The 15,404-nt window shown below is 33.3% G+C and carries 15 protein-coding genes; 9 read left to right on the forward strand and 6 right to left on the reverse strand.

All coding sequences use genetic code 11. From position 1 onward, the window contains the following. Positions 1–58 precede the first annotated feature (58 nt). Positions 59–1,234, forward strand: a complete 1,176-nt coding sequence (locus tag MTX13_RS09765) for a GlmU family protein (RefSeq protein WP_250434457.1) — start codon at positions 59–61, stop codon at positions 1,232–1,234. Here MTX13_RS09765 and MTX13_RS09770 read toward each other — a convergent pair whose 3' ends face one another. Beyond that, positions 1,235–2,815 carry an ABC transporter substrate-binding protein gene (locus MTX13_RS09770; RefSeq protein WP_250434458.1) on the reverse strand — a complete coding sequence of 527 codons (1,581 nt, stop codon included), beginning with the start codon at positions 2,813–2,815 and terminating at the stop codon, positions 1,235–1,237. 56 nt (positions 2,816–2,871) lie between these two features. Here MTX13_RS09770 and MTX13_RS09775 point away from each other — a divergent pair, with 56 nt between their 5' ends. Then, positions 2,872–3,717, forward strand: a complete 846-nt coding sequence (locus MTX13_RS09775) for a T9SS type A sorting domain-containing protein (protein WP_250434459.1) — start codon at positions 2,872–2,874, stop codon at positions 3,715–3,717. Between the two features lie 96 nt (positions 3,718–3,813). Continuing rightward, positions 3,814–5,139, forward strand: coding sequence for a tRNA (N(6)-L-threonylcarbamoyladenosine(37)-C(2))-methylthiotransferase MtaB (gene mtaB, locus MTX13_RS09780; RefSeq protein ID WP_250434460.1), 1,326 nt, complete (start codon positions 3,814–3,816; stop codon positions 5,137–5,139). A gap of 2 nt (positions 5,140–5,141) precedes the next feature. Here mtaB and MTX13_RS09785 read toward each other — a convergent pair whose 3' ends face one another. Further along, entirely contained in the window at positions 5,142–5,438 is a 297-nt protein-coding gene (locus MTX13_RS09785) for an N-acetyltransferase (RefSeq protein ID WP_250434462.1), read from the reverse strand. 118 nt (positions 5,439–5,556) lie between these two features. Between MTX13_RS09785 and MTX13_RS09790 the strand changes: the two genes are divergently transcribed. From MTX13_RS09790 to cls, 3 genes are read left to right on the forward strand one after another with little or no spacing between them, the layout of a single operon-like run. Then, positions 5,557–6,228, forward strand: a complete 672-nt coding sequence (locus MTX13_RS09790) for an alpha/beta hydrolase (RefSeq protein WP_250434465.1) — start codon at positions 5,557–5,559, stop codon at positions 6,226–6,228. Between the two features lie 44 nt (positions 6,229–6,272). Continuing rightward, a complete protein-coding gene (locus MTX13_RS09795; protein ID WP_250434467.1) occupies positions 6,273–7,202 on the forward strand; it encodes a lytic transglycosylase domain-containing protein in 930 nt (309 codons plus the stop codon). Next, a complete protein-coding gene (gene cls / locus MTX13_RS09800) occupies positions 7,202–8,656 on the forward strand; it encodes a cardiolipin synthase (protein ID WP_250434469.1) in 1,455 nt (484 codons plus the stop codon). The genes MTX13_RS09795 and cls overlap by 1 nt, the downstream gene beginning before the upstream one ends. Before the next feature lie 4 nt (positions 8,657–8,660). Here the strand turns inward: cls and MTX13_RS09805 are convergent, their stop codons facing one another. Then, positions 8,661–9,239: a DUF2892 domain-containing protein gene (locus MTX13_RS09805; protein ID WP_223034987.1), complete on the reverse strand. Its 579-nt coding sequence runs from the start codon at positions 9,237–9,239 to the stop codon at positions 8,661–8,663. A 219-nt stretch (positions 9,240–9,458) separates the two neighbouring features. Between MTX13_RS09805 and rpmH the strand changes: the two genes are divergently transcribed. From rpmH to MTX13_RS09820, 3 genes are all read left to right on the forward strand, one after another. Continuing rightward, positions 9,459–9,620, forward strand: coding sequence for a 50S ribosomal protein L34 (gene rpmH / locus MTX13_RS09810; protein WP_103052680.1), 162 nt, complete (start codon positions 9,459–9,461; stop codon positions 9,618–9,620). A 96-nt stretch (positions 9,621–9,716) separates the two neighbouring features. Beyond that, positions 9,717–12,569, forward strand: a complete 2,853-nt coding sequence (carB, locus tag MTX13_RS09815) for a carbamoyl-phosphate synthase large subunit (RefSeq protein WP_250434470.1) — start codon at positions 9,717–9,719, stop codon at positions 12,567–12,569. A gap of 75 nt (positions 12,570–12,644) precedes the next feature. Then, a complete protein-coding gene (locus tag MTX13_RS09820) occupies positions 12,645–13,508 on the forward strand; it encodes a T9SS type A sorting domain-containing protein (RefSeq protein ID WP_250434471.1) in 864 nt (287 codons plus the stop codon). 50 nt (positions 13,509–13,558) lie between these two features. On the opposite strand, the gene MTX13_RS09825 is transcribed toward MTX13_RS09820, so the two are convergent. The 3 genes from MTX13_RS09825 to MTX13_RS09835 all read right to left on the reverse strand — a co-directional run bounded on the left by MTX13_RS09825 (position 13,559) and on the right by MTX13_RS09835 (position 15,396). Continuing rightward, the gene (locus MTX13_RS09825) at positions 13,559–14,263 is read right to left on the reverse strand and encodes a DUF3307 domain-containing protein (protein WP_250434472.1); all 705 of its coding nucleotides are present in this window, start codon (positions 14,261–14,263) and stop codon (positions 13,559–13,561) included. Further along, positions 14,247–14,885 carry a SatD family protein gene (locus MTX13_RS09830; RefSeq protein WP_250434473.1) on the reverse strand — a complete coding sequence of 213 codons (639 nt, stop codon included), beginning with the start codon at positions 14,883–14,885 and terminating at the stop codon, positions 14,247–14,249. The genes MTX13_RS09825 and MTX13_RS09830 overlap by 17 nt, the downstream gene beginning before the upstream one ends. A 142-nt stretch (positions 14,886–15,027) precedes the next feature. Further along, on the reverse strand, positions 15,028–15,396 hold the full coding sequence (locus MTX13_RS09835; protein ID WP_250434474.1) for a 6-phosphogluconate dehydrogenase: 369 nt from the start codon (positions 15,394–15,396) through the stop codon (positions 15,028–15,030). Positions 15,397–15,404: the final 8 nt, after the last annotated feature.

A 15,404-nucleotide genomic window follows, 5' to 3' on the forward strand; every position in this document is an offset into this window, starting at 1 on the left:
ATTAGAAAAGCCTTTCAACTATTGAAAGGCTTTTTTTATTTTTACCAAAAGCATAACTATGAACTATATACTTTTTGATGGTCCTTCGCGTAATAGTCTATTGCCATTTACATTTACCAGGCCTGTTGCAGATATTCGTGTTGGAATTTTGACCATACGTGAAAAATGGGAGCGTTATTTAGAGTATACCACAACCACCATTACGGAAGAATACTTATCTGATAAGTATCCTATGGTAGAGTTATCAGAAAATGTTCTTATAAACGCTTCGTATTTGCCAAATCAAGAATTAGCTGAAATGATTAAAGGCCTTGGTGAAAATCAAGCTATTTTTAAAGAGGAAGATGTCATAGCGTTTTTCACTAAAGACACACAAGAGGATGTGGATTTTGAAAGCTATGAAGCCATTGAATACCATGATGAAATTCTGAAAATTGAAAACACTTGGGATATTTTTACTAAAAACGGAGAGGCTATTGCTGAAGATTTTGAACTTTTAACTAAAGGAAGACAGTCGGCAGTAATTCCTAAATCGGTTAATACAATAAAAGCTGAACACATTTTTATTGAAGAAGGTGCGTCATTAGAGTTTGTAACTCTAAATGCTACCAATGGACCAATTTATATTGGTAAAGGTTCTGAAATTATGGAAGGTAGTATTATTCGTGGACCTTTTGCGTTATGTGATCATGCTACTGTAAAAATGGGGGCTAAAATTTATGGTCCAACTACAGTTGGACCATATAGTAAAGTTGGTGGAGAGGTTACTAATTCGGTTCTTTTTGGATATTCAAATAAAGGTCATGATGGTTATTTGGGGAACTCTGTGCTAGGAGAGTGGTGTAATTTAGGTGCAGACACTAACAATTCCAATTTAAAAAACAACTATGCTCATGTTAGGCTTTGGAATTACGAAACTGAAAATTTTGCAAAAACAGGCTTACAATTTTGCGGGCTTATGATGGGTGATCATAGCAAGTGTGGTATTAACACCATGTTTAACACTGGAACGGTAGTAGGTGTAAGTGCTAATATTTTTGGCAGTGGATTTCCAAGAAATTTTGTCCCCAGTTTTTCATGGGGAGGCAATAGTGGTTTTACCACATATTTAACAAAAAAAGCCTTTGAAGTGGCTGAAGTTGTTATGGCAAGAAGAGATATTGAGTTTACTGAACAAGATGCAGCTATTTTAGAACATGTGTTTGAGGAAACCAAAAAATTCAGGCGCGATTAATTACTTTTTTTTTACATGCTTTAACTCCAATAGATTGATTGGGTTAATGCCTAACCCGTTTACATTTTTTCTAGTAAAACGAACCACTTCATCATAAAACAGGGGTACTATTGGCGCTTCCTGCATTATTAAGCTGTCCATTTCGCTGTATAAAACTTCTCTCTCTACAGTATTGGTTTCCATAAATGCTTGTTCATACCAACTGTCAAAAGTTTCGTTTTTATAATGTGTGTAATTTGGGCCGTTTGGAGCAAAATTTTTACTGTAATAGAGAGAAAGATAGTTTTCGGCATCTGGATAGTCTGCAACCCAACTGGCTCTAAATAAATCTAATTTACCGTTTGCTTTGGCATCTTTTAGGCTAGAAGCAGGAATAACATCGACATTAACCTGTAATCCAGTTTTTTGTAATTCACGCTGAATATATTCACAAAAACTCAAGTAGTTACTAGTTGTTGAAATACTAATTTCAGGGGATGCTATTCCGGTTTTCGTTTTGAAATTATTGACTAATTTTTTTGCTTTTTCTGGATTATATTTAAAACCTATGTTGGGGTTATAACCTGGTAAACCTTTTGGGATAAAGCCACCAGATGCAGGTATTCCAATCCCGTTGCGTAAATAAAGCATCATTTTTTCTCTATCAAAGCCAATATTTATGGCTTTGCGTATGAGTTCAGATTGTATTTCGGTAACATGAGATTCCATAAAGAACCCTAAATATTCTGTATTCAAATATGGGCCTCGTATCATATTAACATCTTTATTATAGGTGTCTCGTAATTCACCTTTTGCTGTCAATAATTCATCTTTATATGAGGCGTCTAATCCAGAAACATAATCTATGTTACCTTGGGCAAACTGTAAAAATTCACTTTGTTTGTCAGGCAAAAAAGTTATGGCGACAGCTTCTAAATAGGGCAGATTATTTCCATGTTCATCTTTTTCGAAGTAAAACTCATTTTTTCTAAAAACTAATTTTAAATTTTCTTCCCAACGCTTAAATTGAAATGGTCCAGTGCCGATTGGGTTAGATCTAAATTCATTTCCATAATATTCTATCGCTTCTCTGGGAACAACAGAACAGTACTTCATAGTTAGTAAGCCTAAAAAAGCAGGGAAGGGTTGTTTTAACTGGATTTGAAAAGTAGAATCGTTAACGGCTTTAAAGTCTTTAACCTTATTAAGCACCCAACTACCTGGAGAAGCTAAATTAGGGTCTTTAATTCTGTTAAAACTATATGCAAAATCTTGAGCTTTAACAGTACGTGTGGAATCCTTGCCAAATATTTTGTGTTTATGAAAATAGACGTCATTTCTTAAATGAAACGTATAAAAAAGCGCATCTTCAGAAATCACCCAATCTTTAGCTATACAAGGTAAAACTTGAAGCTCGTTGTTAACTTGAACCAAACCATTAAACAATTGATTAGTAGCCCAAATATCTGATAAGTCTTTTGAGAATGCAGGGTCTAATGAGCTGATATTTTTATGCTCATTGTATCTAAAAACATTAAGAGAATCTTCTTTTTTTGATGAGCAACCGATAAAAAGTAAGAAAATTATGAATTGATATTTCATTTTATTGCCTAAAAAAGCATATATTTAGTAGTTATTAATCTATAAAATTTAAAAATATGAAAAAAAATTACATCTTATTTCTATTTGCACTTTTAACTATAGGTGTTACAAACGCTCAGGTTACTCTCACGCAATCTGTAGATCCGGTTAATGTAACAGATGGAGGTGTAGCTTGTTGGAATAATGGTAATGGCGAATATCGTGAAAACTCTTTTATGAGAGCATATAATTTGGCTGATTTTGGTATTACTGAAGCTTTTGATGTTACTTCTGTTGAATATGGACAAGGTGCAGCCGATGATGGAAAAGAAATAACACTTAATATATATACTGCAACTTCAGATGATTTAAATACAGCTACACTTACGTTGGTGGGTACAGCTACACATACATCCGCTGCAGCCGATGATTTAACATTGGTTAGTGTTGCGCTTTCAGCTAGTATACCAGCCAATTCAACAATTGCTTTTGAGGTTTTAGCAGGAGATAGTGGAACAAATACTGGAGAAACTTTTTTTCCTGGTATTAACGCTGCTGGAGAAAATGATGACAGTTACTTAATGTCTGCTTCATGTAATATTAATGTACCGACTACCACTACTGTTGTTGGTTTTCCAGACAATCAGTATGTTATGAACGTGGTTGGTAACCTTTTAAGCGTAGACGAGTTTGAAATGAGCCAAATATCTGTCACTCCAAATCCTGCAACAGATTTTATTAATATTGAAATTCCAAACAACAGTTTAAACTTTGTTTCTGAACTGTATGACATTACTGGAAAGCAGGTTTTAAGAAAAGAAAATTTAGAAACACTTGATGTATCCCAATTAAAAACAGGAGTTTATATTTTAAGAATTAAAACAGACAATGGTATTGTTTCTAGAAGAATTATAAAAGAATAAAACAACACGTTGAATTTAAAACTTTTAAAAGGGCACTTTATTAATAAAGTGCCCTTTTTTTGTAAATTTGCATCCATTTTGAAAACTATTTAATAAGTGCGCAAAAAAGTAGCTTTTTATACATTAGGCTGTAAACTTAATTTTTCTGAAACGTCAACAATTGCTAGAAATTTTGTTAACGAAGGCTTTGATAGGGTGGATTTTTCTGAAGCAGCAGATATTTACGTGATTAACACTTGCTCGGTTACTGAAAATGCCGATAAGCGTTTTAAAAACATCGTAAAGCAGGCTCAAAGTAAAAACCCAGAAGCTTTTATAGCGGCTGTTGGTTGTTATGCGCAATTAAAGCCTCAAGCCCTAGCAGATGTTAATGGCGTGGATTTAGTTTTGGGCGCAACAGAAAAATTTAAAATTACCGATTATCTAAACGACCTTTCTAAAAACGATATGGGAGAGGTACACTCTTGCGAGATACAAGAAGCTGATTTTTATGTGGGAAGCTATTCATTTGGAGATAGAACCAGGGCTTTTTTAAAGGTGCAAGATGGATGCGATTATAAGTGTACATACTGCACGATTCCTTTAGCTAGAGGAATTTCACGTAGCGATACTGTAGAAAATGTTGTTAACAATGCAAAAAAAATTGCTTCTCAAAATATCAAGGAAATTGTTCTAACAGGTGTTAATATTGGTGACTATGGGAAAGGAGAATTTGGTAACAAAAAGCATGAGCACACGTTTTTGGATTTAGTTTCTGAATTGGATAAGGTTGAAGGTATAGAGCGTTTAAGAATATCTTCAATAGAACCTAATTTGCTTAAAAACGAAACTATTGAGCTTGTAGCCAATTCTAATTCTTTTGTGCCTCATTTTCATGTGCCATTACAAAGTGGAAGTGACGCTGTTTTGAAGCGTATGAAGCGTCGTTATTTAAGTAGGTTGTATGTTGACCGTGTGAATAAGATTAAAGAAGTCATGCCTAATGCTTGTATTGGAGTTGATGTTATAGTAGGCTTTCCAGGTGAATCTGACGACGATTTTTTAGAAACCTACAATTTTTTAAATGAGCTAGATATTTCTTATCTACATGTTTTTACCTATTCTGAACGACCAAATACAGCAGCTGCAGAAATGGGCAATGTAGTTCCAAAAAACATTCGCTCAAAGCGCAGTAAAATGTTGAGAGGACTGTCAGTTAAAAAACGCCGTGCTTTTTATGAAAGCCAAATTGGTAAAAAGCGTTCAGTCTTGTTTGAAGGTGAAAATAAAGAAGGTTATATTTTAGGTTTTACTGAAAACTATGTAAAGGTTAAAACGCCTTGGAATCCAGAACTCGTTAATACAATTCATGAAGTTGAACTGCATGAAATAGACGAAGACGGATTGGTTAGAATAGAATTGATAAAGGAGTTGGTGGTTTAAAATTAGATTCTAACACCCACTGGAAGCATACTTTTATATTGCCTGTTTTTTCGTATAAATTTAGCAATTTCAGGACTGGTGGGAACGACGCTTAAGTTGCGGTCTTCAATATGCTTTAAAACGGCTACAATAAATTCATTTTGAAACGTTTCAGAGTAGATTGATTCGGGTATTATAAGTTTAGTCAGGAAAATTTTACGTTCTTGAAGTGAATATTCAATTTTAGCAAGGTTATCTTCAAATTTCAATTCAAACTGACGTAAAAAGTCATTGTCTATAAGTTCATGTGCTTCAATCATAATCATATACTTTTATTCAATGGAATTATAAGGAGTGTCCACTATTTTTCAATAGTTTTGTAACGCAAAAGTACAAAAAAATATTGTTATTTTAAATAATTAGCTGCCTTAATGCCTTATGAATCAAGAATTAATACACGTCTATTTTATGCCGGGAATGGCAGCGAGCCCAAAAATATTTGAAAATATTAAACTACCCGAAAGTCAGTTTAAAATGCACTTTTTGGAGTGGATAATACCAAATAAAAAGGAATCAATACAAGATTATGCTTTACGAATAGCTAAAGATATCAAACATGATAATCCTGTACTTATTGGTGTTTCATTCGGAGGGGTTTTAGTTCAAGAGATAAGCAAACATATTAATGCATCGAGATTAATTGTAATTTCCAGTGTGTGTTCTAAACATGAGTTGCCCAAACGTATGAAAATTGCACGTAAAACTAAAGCATATGCTATTGCGCCTACAAGTGTTGCGAGTAAAATTGAAGTGTTTGCAAAATATGCTTTTGGATCTAACGTAAAAAAGCGTTTAGACCTTTATAAGATGTATCTATCGGTTAACGATAAGCGTTATTTAGATTGGGCAATTAAAGAGATGGTTTGCTGGAATCAAGAGAAAGTACCAGAAAACGTAATACATATCCATGGAGAGAACGATATGGTCTTTCCTCATTCTTATATACATAAATGTATTACAATCAAGGGCGGCACACATATTATGATTCTCAATAAATTTAGGTGGTTTAATGAGAATTTACCGAAACTTATTTTAGAAGGTCATCTGTAAACAATAGCGTTTTTTTTCATAACTTTAATGAAAAATTCCCCTCAATGAAAACTATAAAAAACATATTGGCTTTATTTGGATTAATGGCACTAGCAGGAATCTTTATTTTTGCATTGCAAGATGCACCAAGTGATGAAAATTTTGAAAAGAAACTAATAAACGATTACAATGTTTATGCATTACAAGTTCCTGATAATTTGAATTTTGCGGGAGAACAGCTGCCTCTCGATAACCCAGATATTTATGAGCGCATGGATAGGGAGTTATTGGTTAATACCTATTGGCAGTCTAACGGATTGCTTATGTTTAAAAGAGCGCATAAATATTTCCCAGTAATTGAGCCTATTTTAAAGAAAAATGGAATTCCAGATGATTTTAAATACCTCGCTGTTATTGAAAGTGGTTTGTTAAATGTGGTCTCACCAGCGGGAGCACGTGGAGTATGGCAAATAATGCCCAAGACAGGAAGAGAATTTGGATTAGAAGTGAATGATAATGTTGATGAACGCTATCATTTAGAAATGGCAACAGAAGCTGCCTGTAAGTATTTAAAAGAGTCTAAAGATAAATTGGGTTCTTGGACGTTGGCAGCTGCGGCATACAATGCTGGTATGTCAGGTATTTCTAGACGTTTGGAGGACCAAAATGTATCCAATTATTACGATTTGCTTCTTGGCGAAGAGACAGGGCGTTATATGTTTAGAATTGTTGCGCTTAAGGAGATATTATCACATCCTAACAAATACGGTTTTAACTTTAGAACTAAAGATTTATATACTGAAGTCCCAACTTATAAATTGGCTGTAGATACAGCTGTTACCGACTTTACTGCATTTGCTGAAAAATTCAATATTAATTATAAAATTCTAAAAATTCACAACCCTTGGTTACGTGAACCGCATTTAAATAATAAATCCAGAAAACAGTATTATATCGAAATTCCGAAAGAAGGATATTATTCAACTAATCCTTAATGTTTGATTTTTTAAAAGCACACATCTGGTCTATTTTAATAGGGCTAAATTATCTTTTAGCCTTAATAGCCATTGTTGTTATTCTGTTTAAGAATATCAATCCAACAAAAACCTTAACCTATATTTTGGTTTTGGTAATGTTTCCATTTCTTGGATTGCTGGTGTATTATTTTTTCGGACAGGAGTATAGAAAAAATAAAATATTTAACAGAAAAAGTATCTTAAACAAAAGTGTCGTAAAACGTGTAAACCACGAATTTATTCTCGATAAAAAAGATTTAAAGCGTTTAGATGATTTTTTAGATGATAAAATTAGGTTGGTTAGATTATTGTTTAATTCTGAAAACGCACCAGTTACAAAACACAACAAGGTAAAAATACTATTGAATGGAAAAGAAAAGTTTGAATATTTATTTAGTGATTTAAAGAAAGCTAAACATCATATACATTTAGAGTATTATATTCTTAAAGATGATAATATAGGAAGTGAATTAATAGACATTATTTGCGATAAGGCATTATCTGGTGTTTCGGTGCGCTTAAGTTTTGATGATGTAGGAAGTGAAATTTCAAGTAAGTCAAAACGAAAACTTAAAGATAGCGGTGTAGAATTTCATCCGTTTATGCCTGTGTTGTTTCCAGGTTTTACCGGTAAAATGAATTATAGAAACCATAGGAAGATAGTTGTTATTGATGGAGAAGTAGGATATGTTGGAGGAATAAACGTTTCCGATAATTATGTTAATTATAAAAATGGGGAATCGTTTTGGAGAGATACCCACATGCGAATTGAAGGAGAAGCTGTTAAGCAACTTCAACTACATTTTTTAATGACATGGGATTTTGTTTCTAGTTCAAACTTAAAAATAACCCAAAGCTTTTTCCCAGAAACCCAAGTTAAACAAGAATTGGCAGTACAAATTGCTGCTAGTGGGCCAGATACCGATTGGGCCAATATTATGGAAGCTATTTTTGTAGCCATCAATACTGCAGATGATTATGTATATATTACAACGCCCTATTTCATTCCTAACGATCAAATAATTACTGCGCTTCAGGTGGCCGCTAAAAGCGGAGTAGATGTTAGGTTGTTAATCCCTAAAGCATCAGATTCTTGGACGGCTAAATATGCGACAAACTCATATATAGAAAAATTACTTGAAGCCCAAGTTAAAGTGTACAGATATACCAACGGATTTATTCATGCAAAAACTATTGTTGTCGATGATATTTTCTGTACCGTAGGTACAGCTAATCTTGATTATAGAAGTTTCAATATCAACTTTGAAATAAATGCATTGGTCTATAATTCTAAAACAAGTTTAGAGTTAAAATCACAGTTTTTAAACGACTTGAAAGATAGCGAAGAGTTAAACTTAACAGATTGGCAAAATCGCCCTTCAGTTAATAAGATAAAAGAAGCCTATTCACGACTTTGGTCGCCATTATTATAGTCCTTTAACGTTTACTACGTCTATTTTGTCTTGCAGAAGTTGGCTGCCCGTAATGTTGTTTAGGAATAGATGTTCTTTTCATTTGTTGTTTAAACATCTTTATTTGATCGGCCAGCATATTTCTTTTATCAAGCTTTTCTGCTTCTTTCAATAATAATTGAGCTTCCTGTTTGCGTCTTTTTGAAAATGCTATTCCGGCTAAATTCAATTTAGCCATAGCTAGATCATGATCCATAGACAGGCCTAGAGCGACAGCATTTTTAAAGTACTTTTCTGCTTCATTCATATTATCCTGGCTTAACATAATGCCATGAAGGTAATTATAATATCCTTCTTGTTTTTTTACAAGAGCAGAACTCGGGTTTTTAATTTTGCTTAACCATTTTTTTGCGCCTTCAAAATCTTGCTTGCGCAATCTTAAAAAAGCCAACAAGATAAACTCATTTTTAAAGTATAAGAAAATAAATATTCCAGATAGTAGAATATACATAATGCCATTACCAATATTTCCTTCTGTAAATTGATAAATTGCAAAAGCAATAATCCCGAAAGCAATAATTAATTTGATAACTTTATTGTACATATTTTAATGGTATTTTATTATAAACTTGCCATATTTTCAGCAAGTATTCAATTTCACTTCATTTAGAGTGCAAAGAAACTAAATTTTTATTGAAAAAATATTTTTAAAATAAGGTTTGTCAAATAAAAAAGGGTTTGTATATTTGCACGCAGTTTTGGGAGTGCGTTTTGAAATCCCAAAATCTAAAAAATAATTAAGAAGATTTTAAAGATATAAGTAATGAGTAAAAGAACATTTCAGCCATCAAAGCGTAAGAGAAAAAATAAGCATGGCTTTAGAGAAAGAATGGCAACTGCCAATGGTAGAAAAGTCCTTGCACGTAGACGCGCTAAAGGAAGAAAGAAATTATCTGTATCTTCTGAACCAAGACATAAGAAATAATGATTAACAATTGTTAATATTTAAAGGTGTTACTTAGGCGTAACACCTTTTTTTGTACCCTATTGATAACTATTTTTGCAAAACAAAATTTTTAACATGCCAAAAAACAAAGACATAAAATCGGTTTTAATTATAGGTTCTGGTCCAATTATTATTGGTCAAGCATGTGAGTTTGATTATTCTGGAACACAATCTTTACGATCATTACGAGAAGACGGGATTGAAACTATTCTTATAAATTCAAATCCTGCAACTATCATGACTGACCCTTCCATGGCAGATCATGTGTACCTTTTACCTTTGACTACCAAATCAATAATTAAAGTTTTAAAAGATCATCCGCAAATTGATGCTGTTCTTCCTACAATGGGAGGACAAACAGCCCTTAATTTAGCCATTGAAGCTGATGAAAAAGGTATTTGGGAAGATTTTGGAGTTAAATTGATTGGTGTGGATATTGATGCCATTAACATTACTGAGGATCGTGAGCAATTTAGAGAGCTTATGATTAAGATTGGTATTCCAATGGCTCCACAGGCTACAGCTACTTCGTATTTAAAAGGTAAAGAAATAGCTCAAGAGTTTGGCTTTCCATTGGTAATTAGAGCATCGTACACTTTAGGTGGGGCAGGAGCATCTATAGTTTATAAAGAAGAAGATTTTGATGAACTGTTGACTCGTGGTTTGGAAATTTCGCCTATTCATGAAGTTATGATTGACAAGGCGATGATGGGGTGGAAAGAATACGAATTAGAGTTATTACGAGATAAAAATGATAACGTTGTTATTATTTGTACAATCGAGAACATGGATCCAATGGGAATCCACACAGGAGATTCTATCACAATTGCACCAGCAATGACACTATCTGATAAAACCTTCCAGCGCATGCGTGATATGGCCATTCACATGATGCGTAGTATAGGCGATTTTGAAGGAGGTTGTAATGTACAGTTTGCAGTAAGTCCAGATGAAAAGGAAGAGATTATAGCCATTGAAATTAACCCTCGCGTATCACGTTCTTCGGCTTTGGCAAGTAAAGCTACAGGGTATCCAATTGCTAAAGTGGCGACTAAATTGGCTATTGGCTATACCTTAGATGAATTAACAAATCAAATTACAGGTTCTACTTCGGCGTTGTTTGAACCAACTATTGATTATGTGGTTGTTAAAATTCCACGTTGGAATTTCGATAAGTTTGAAGGATCAGATAGAACGTTAGGTCTTCAAATGAAAGCTGTGGGTGAGGTTATGGCTATTGGTCGTTCATTTCAAGAGGCTTTACATAAAGCCACACAATCCCTTGAAATTAAGCGTAATGGATTAGGTGCTGATGGAAAAGGGTATAAAAATTACGATCAAATAATAGATAAATTGACACATGCCAGTTGGGATCGTGTTTTTGTGATTTACGATGCTATTCAAATGGGAATTCCGTTAAGTCGTATTCATGATATCACAAAAATAGATATGTGGTTCTTAAAGCAATACGAGGAACTTTTTCATTTAGAAAGAGAAATATCCAAGTTCACCATCGATACCATTGAACGTGATTTATTGTTGGAAGCTAAACAAAAAGGTTATGGAGACAGACAAATAGCCCATATGCTTAAATGTTTGGAGAGCCAGGTTTATAAAAAGCGAGAAGAATTCAATATAAAACGTGTTTACAAATTAGTTGACACTTGCGCAGCAGAGTTTAAGGCTGAAACACCTTATTATTACTCAACCTTTGAAAATGAAGTTGAAGATTCTAATGGTAGTAAAAAACCTATAAATGAGAGTGAGGTTAGTAATAAGAAGAAAATAATAGTATTAGGTTCTGGTCCTAACCGAATTGGACAAGGTATAGAGTTTGATTATTGTTGTGTGCATGGAGTTTTGGCAGCATCAGAATGTGGCTACGAAACCATTATGATTAACTGTAATCCAGAGACGGTTTCAACAGATTTTGATATTGCTGATAAGTTATATTTTGAACCTGTGTTCTGGGAGCATATATACGACATCATTCAGCATGAAAACCCTGAAGGCGTTATTGTGCAATTAGGTGGACAAACGGCTTTAAAATTAGCAGAAAAGCTAGATAGATACGGAATAAAGATATTAGGAACTACCTATCAATCTTTAGATTTAGCTGAAGATAGAGGGAGTTTCTCTAAACTCTTAAAAGAGAATAATATTCCTTATCCTGAATTTGATGTAGCTACCACAGCCGATGAAGCATTGGAAGTAGCTGATAGATTGGATTTTCCAATTCTGGTAAGACCATCTTATGTTCTTGGTGGTCAAGGCATGAAAATTGTTATCAATAAAAAAGAGCTAGAAGAGCATGTGGTTGATTTATTACGTGGCATGCCAGATAACAAATTACTTTTGGACCATTATTTAGATGGTGCCATTGAAGCAGAGGCAGATGCCATTTGTGATGGTGAAAATGTATATATCATTGGAATAATGGAGCATATTGAGCCTTGTGGTATTCACTCTGGAGATAGTAATGCTACATTGCCACCATTTAATTTGGGCGAGTTTGTTATGCAACAGATAAAAGACCATACTAAAAAGATAGCTTTAGCACTTAATACAGTTGGTTTAATCAATATTCAATTTGCTATAAAAGATGATGAGGTTTACATAATAGAGGCCAATCCAAGAGCATCTAGAACGGTTCCTTTTATTGCAAAGGCGTATGGTGAACCTTATGTAAATTATGCTACTAAAGTGATGTTAGGAGACAAAAAGGTGACTGACTTTAATTTCAACCCTAAATTGGAAGGATTTGCCATAAAGCAACCTGTGTTTTCTTTCAACAAATTCCCTAACGTAAATAAGCAGTTAGGACCAGAAATGAAAAGTACGGGCGAAAGTATATTATTTATCGACAGCTTAAAAGATGACGAGTTTTACAACTTGTACTCTAGACGTAAAATGTATTTGAGCAAATAATTCAATCTAAATACAGAAGAATTTCAACGCTTTTGCTAAAAATGTATTATTTTAGTAAAAAATATGCTGAATATAATGAAGAAAAAACTACTTTTTTTATCTCTAACACTGTCATCATTTATAGCATTTGCACAAGTTAGTGCAGGTCAGATTGATGATTTTGAAGATGGTACTGTTCAGAACTGGATTATTGGAATTACCGGTCCTCTTTCTCCAATTAATGTTGCAACTGGTGGTCCAGGAGGTGTTGACGACAACTTTTTAGAATATACCTCAACTGGAACTAATGGAGCGGGAGCCAGAATGGCCATATTCAATTCGTTTCAGCAATGGTCTGGTGATTTTGCTGCACAAAGTATAGTTGAAGTTCAAATGGATGTTGAAGTATTGACCAACGATTTGCACTTAAGACTAGCATTTCAAGGACCTAATGGAACACGAATGATTTCTACTAACCCAGTAATTGTTACAGCTGGCTCTGGTTGGAATAGTATTGCGTTGCCTTGTGGAATAAATGATTTTACCGTTCAATCTGGGCCTAATACAGTTTCTGAGGTTTTGGCTGCGGTTTCAACTATGCGAATAATAAGTGTTAGAGAAGAGAATATTGATAGTTGGAGAGGAGAGGTTATTGCTGCTACACTACGTGTTGATAATATCACAGCTTCTACAACGTTATCTCGTAAGGATTTTGATAGTAAAAACAATGCCTTTACAATTTATCCAAATCCAAGCAGATCTAAATTAAATATTACTTTACCAACCATAGAACATGCTTCTAAAGTTGAAGTTTACAATATTTTAGGTGCTCGAGTTTATAGTACAGTATTAAATAAATTAAATACTTCTATTAATGTTTCGCAATGGAATAACGGTGTGTATTTAGTGCGTGTATCTTCAGATTCTGGAACTTTTACCAAGCGTTTTGTGAAGCAATAATATAATGAATATCTATAATTTAAAACCATCAGTTTTCACTGATGGTTTTTTTATATCAAAACAGTAAATAATAATCCAGTAACAATAGCAATTCCAAAGCTAATAAGTGTACCAATCAATATGTACTCGGTAAGTTTTCTGTGTTTACTTTCTTTTAAATCACCAAACCTAAATACTGATTTGGCAGTAATTAAAAATCCTACAGCATCCCAATGACCTGTAACTATAAAAATAAAAACTAAAAGCCGTTCTAAAATACCTATGTACTTTCCAGCATCTTTAAGAGATTCGTTGCCTTTGGTTAGCTCTTTTATATTCCATTTGCTAAAAATAGCTTTCATGATAATTGAGACAGGTTGTGTTAAAAACAATAAGCATGTTATGAGTAGTACCGTGTTTTCTGTAAATAGGTTATCTGTCTTTATTGTATCGCCAGTAAATAGGTGGAATGCTATTACAATACTTAAGAGATGTAATAATTGATCTATAAAAAACCATATGCGTTTGGTGTTTTTGGTTTGAAACAACAGCTTAATAACATCAATTAGAAAGTGCGAAGCACCTATGGTAATTAGTAATGGCCATTTGGTTAAATCCCAAACAATTAAAAACATTATGGCTATATGTATAGCAACATGTATATAGAGTTTAGATGATTTAAGTTTTCTCTTTTCTTTATCCTTAACCCATTTTTTGGGTTGCAGGAAAAAGTCACCAATAAGATGTGCTAGAATAAGTTTAACTAATAGAATCATTATTTTTTAATAGGTTTTGAGCCACTTTTTTTTTGAACATTTGATTGACTTCCAATATTTCATCAAGATAAGCACGTTTCATACGCTTACTAACGGCATCTTGACTAATACCGATTATTTTGGCAATTTCTTGTTGAATTTTATTTTCGTTTTCTAAATGTAATTTAACTATTTCTGCTGAATTGGAAGACCAGCTATCCATAGGTATACTTATAAGCTTAAAATAAAGGTTTAGCTCACTATCTAGTTCGTGGTTGCCTGTACTTATTTTTAGATTGGCTTTATTTTTCTTTAAGTGTTCTATTAAATTTCCAGATTCTTGAAAAGCACTTCCATTAGATTCTGTTACTGATTCTCCTTCAAATGTTTTAGATCCTATGCCTATAGCTATTCTAACATCTAACCCTTTTACTAATTTTATGCAAGATTTTATGTATACGGCACTTATAAAACAGTTATAAACATCTTTTATTTCTATTTGAAAACTATCACCCCTGTATATTTCCCAATCTTTAGTATTGGTAGATATAGTTTGTAGCGCACCCTTTAAAGGCATGAGCCATTCATTAGAGTTTTTGTACTGCGTTGAGTTTATAATATCTCCTGTTATTACACTGGTCATATCTTAATTTTTAATATTCCTTATTTAAGGAATAATTAAAAATATGCCTTTTTTACGGAATAAACAAATATATTCCTAAAAAATGGAATTATCGTGTATTTTAACCAAAGGTGTTTTTAGAACTTAAACTGTTGGTTCAATATTATAAACGTCTATTACTGCGCTCAACGTCCTCAACTACTTTTGTAATAAAGTATTTAGTGTCACCTAACCAGAAAAACGATTTGAAACGTTCAAAATAGTGAAGTTTTACATATTTTCCTTGAAGTCGCTGTAAATCCTCAATAACTTGTGTTTCTCCACTCTCAACAGAAAATTTAAAAATTTGTGCTTCAGAAACACCTTGACTTATTTCGCCTTCCCAAGTTTTTACAATAACCCCTTTATGGCTAAACTTTACCAATTCGCCTGCCCGAATACCTTCACTATATTTAGCGAAATAAATAAATACAGCATAGGCAATAAATAACAGTACGGCAATACCTAAAACTTTTAAAAGAAATTTTTTCATATAACTAT

The organism is Hanstruepera flava, from assembly GCF_023634025.1.
GTDB lineage: Bacteria > Bacteroidota > Bacteroidia > Flavobacteriales > Flavobacteriaceae > Hanstruepera > Hanstruepera flava.

Coding starts and splice junctions, on each gene's coding strand:
- MTX13_RS09825 (WP_250434472.1), bottom strand. CDS start 14,263: ATGATTCTATTAGTTAAACTTATTCTAGCACATCTTATTGGTGACTTT.
- MTX13_RS09820 (WP_250434471.1), top strand. CDS start 12,645: ATGAAGAAAAAACTACTTTTTTTATCTCTAACACTGTCATCATTTATA.
- MTX13_RS09830 (WP_250434473.1), bottom strand. CDS start 14,885: ATGACCAGTGTAATAACAGGAGATATTATAAACTCAACGCAGTACAAA.
- MTX13_RS09765 (WP_250434457.1), top strand. CDS start 59: ATGAACTATATACTTTTTGATGGTCCTTCGCGTAATAGTCTATTGCCA.
- MTX13_RS09805 (WP_223034987.1), bottom strand. CDS start 9,239: ATGTACAATAAAGTTATCAAATTAATTATTGCTTTCGGGATTATTGCT.
- MTX13_RS09775 (WP_250434459.1), top strand. CDS start 2,872: ATGAAAAAAAATTACATCTTATTTCTATTTGCACTTTTAACTATAGGT.
- MTX13_RS09790 (WP_250434465.1), top strand. CDS start 5,557: ATGAATCAAGAATTAATACACGTCTATTTTATGCCGGGAATGGCAGCG.
- MTX13_RS09785 (WP_250434462.1), bottom strand. CDS start 5,438: ATGATTGAAGCACATGAACTTATAGACAATGACTTTTTACGTCAGTTT.
- MTX13_RS09835 (WP_250434474.1), bottom strand. CDS start 15,396: ATGAAAAAATTTCTTTTAAAAGTTTTAGGTATTGCCGTACTGTTATTT.
- rpmH (WP_103052680.1), top strand. CDS start 9,459: ATGAGTAAAAGAACATTTCAGCCATCAAAGCGTAAGAGAAAAAATAAG.
- MTX13_RS09795 (WP_250434467.1), top strand. CDS start 6,273: ATGAAAACTATAAAAAACATATTGGCTTTATTTGGATTAATGGCACTA.
- carB (WP_250434470.1), top strand. CDS start 9,717: ATGCCAAAAAACAAAGACATAAAATCGGTTTTAATTATAGGTTCTGGT.
- MTX13_RS09770 (WP_250434458.1), bottom strand. CDS start 2,815: ATGAAATATCAATTCATAATTTTCTTACTTTTTATCGGTTGCTCATCA.
- cls (WP_250434469.1), top strand. CDS start 7,202: ATGTTTGATTTTTTAAAAGCACACATCTGGTCTATTTTAATAGGGCTA.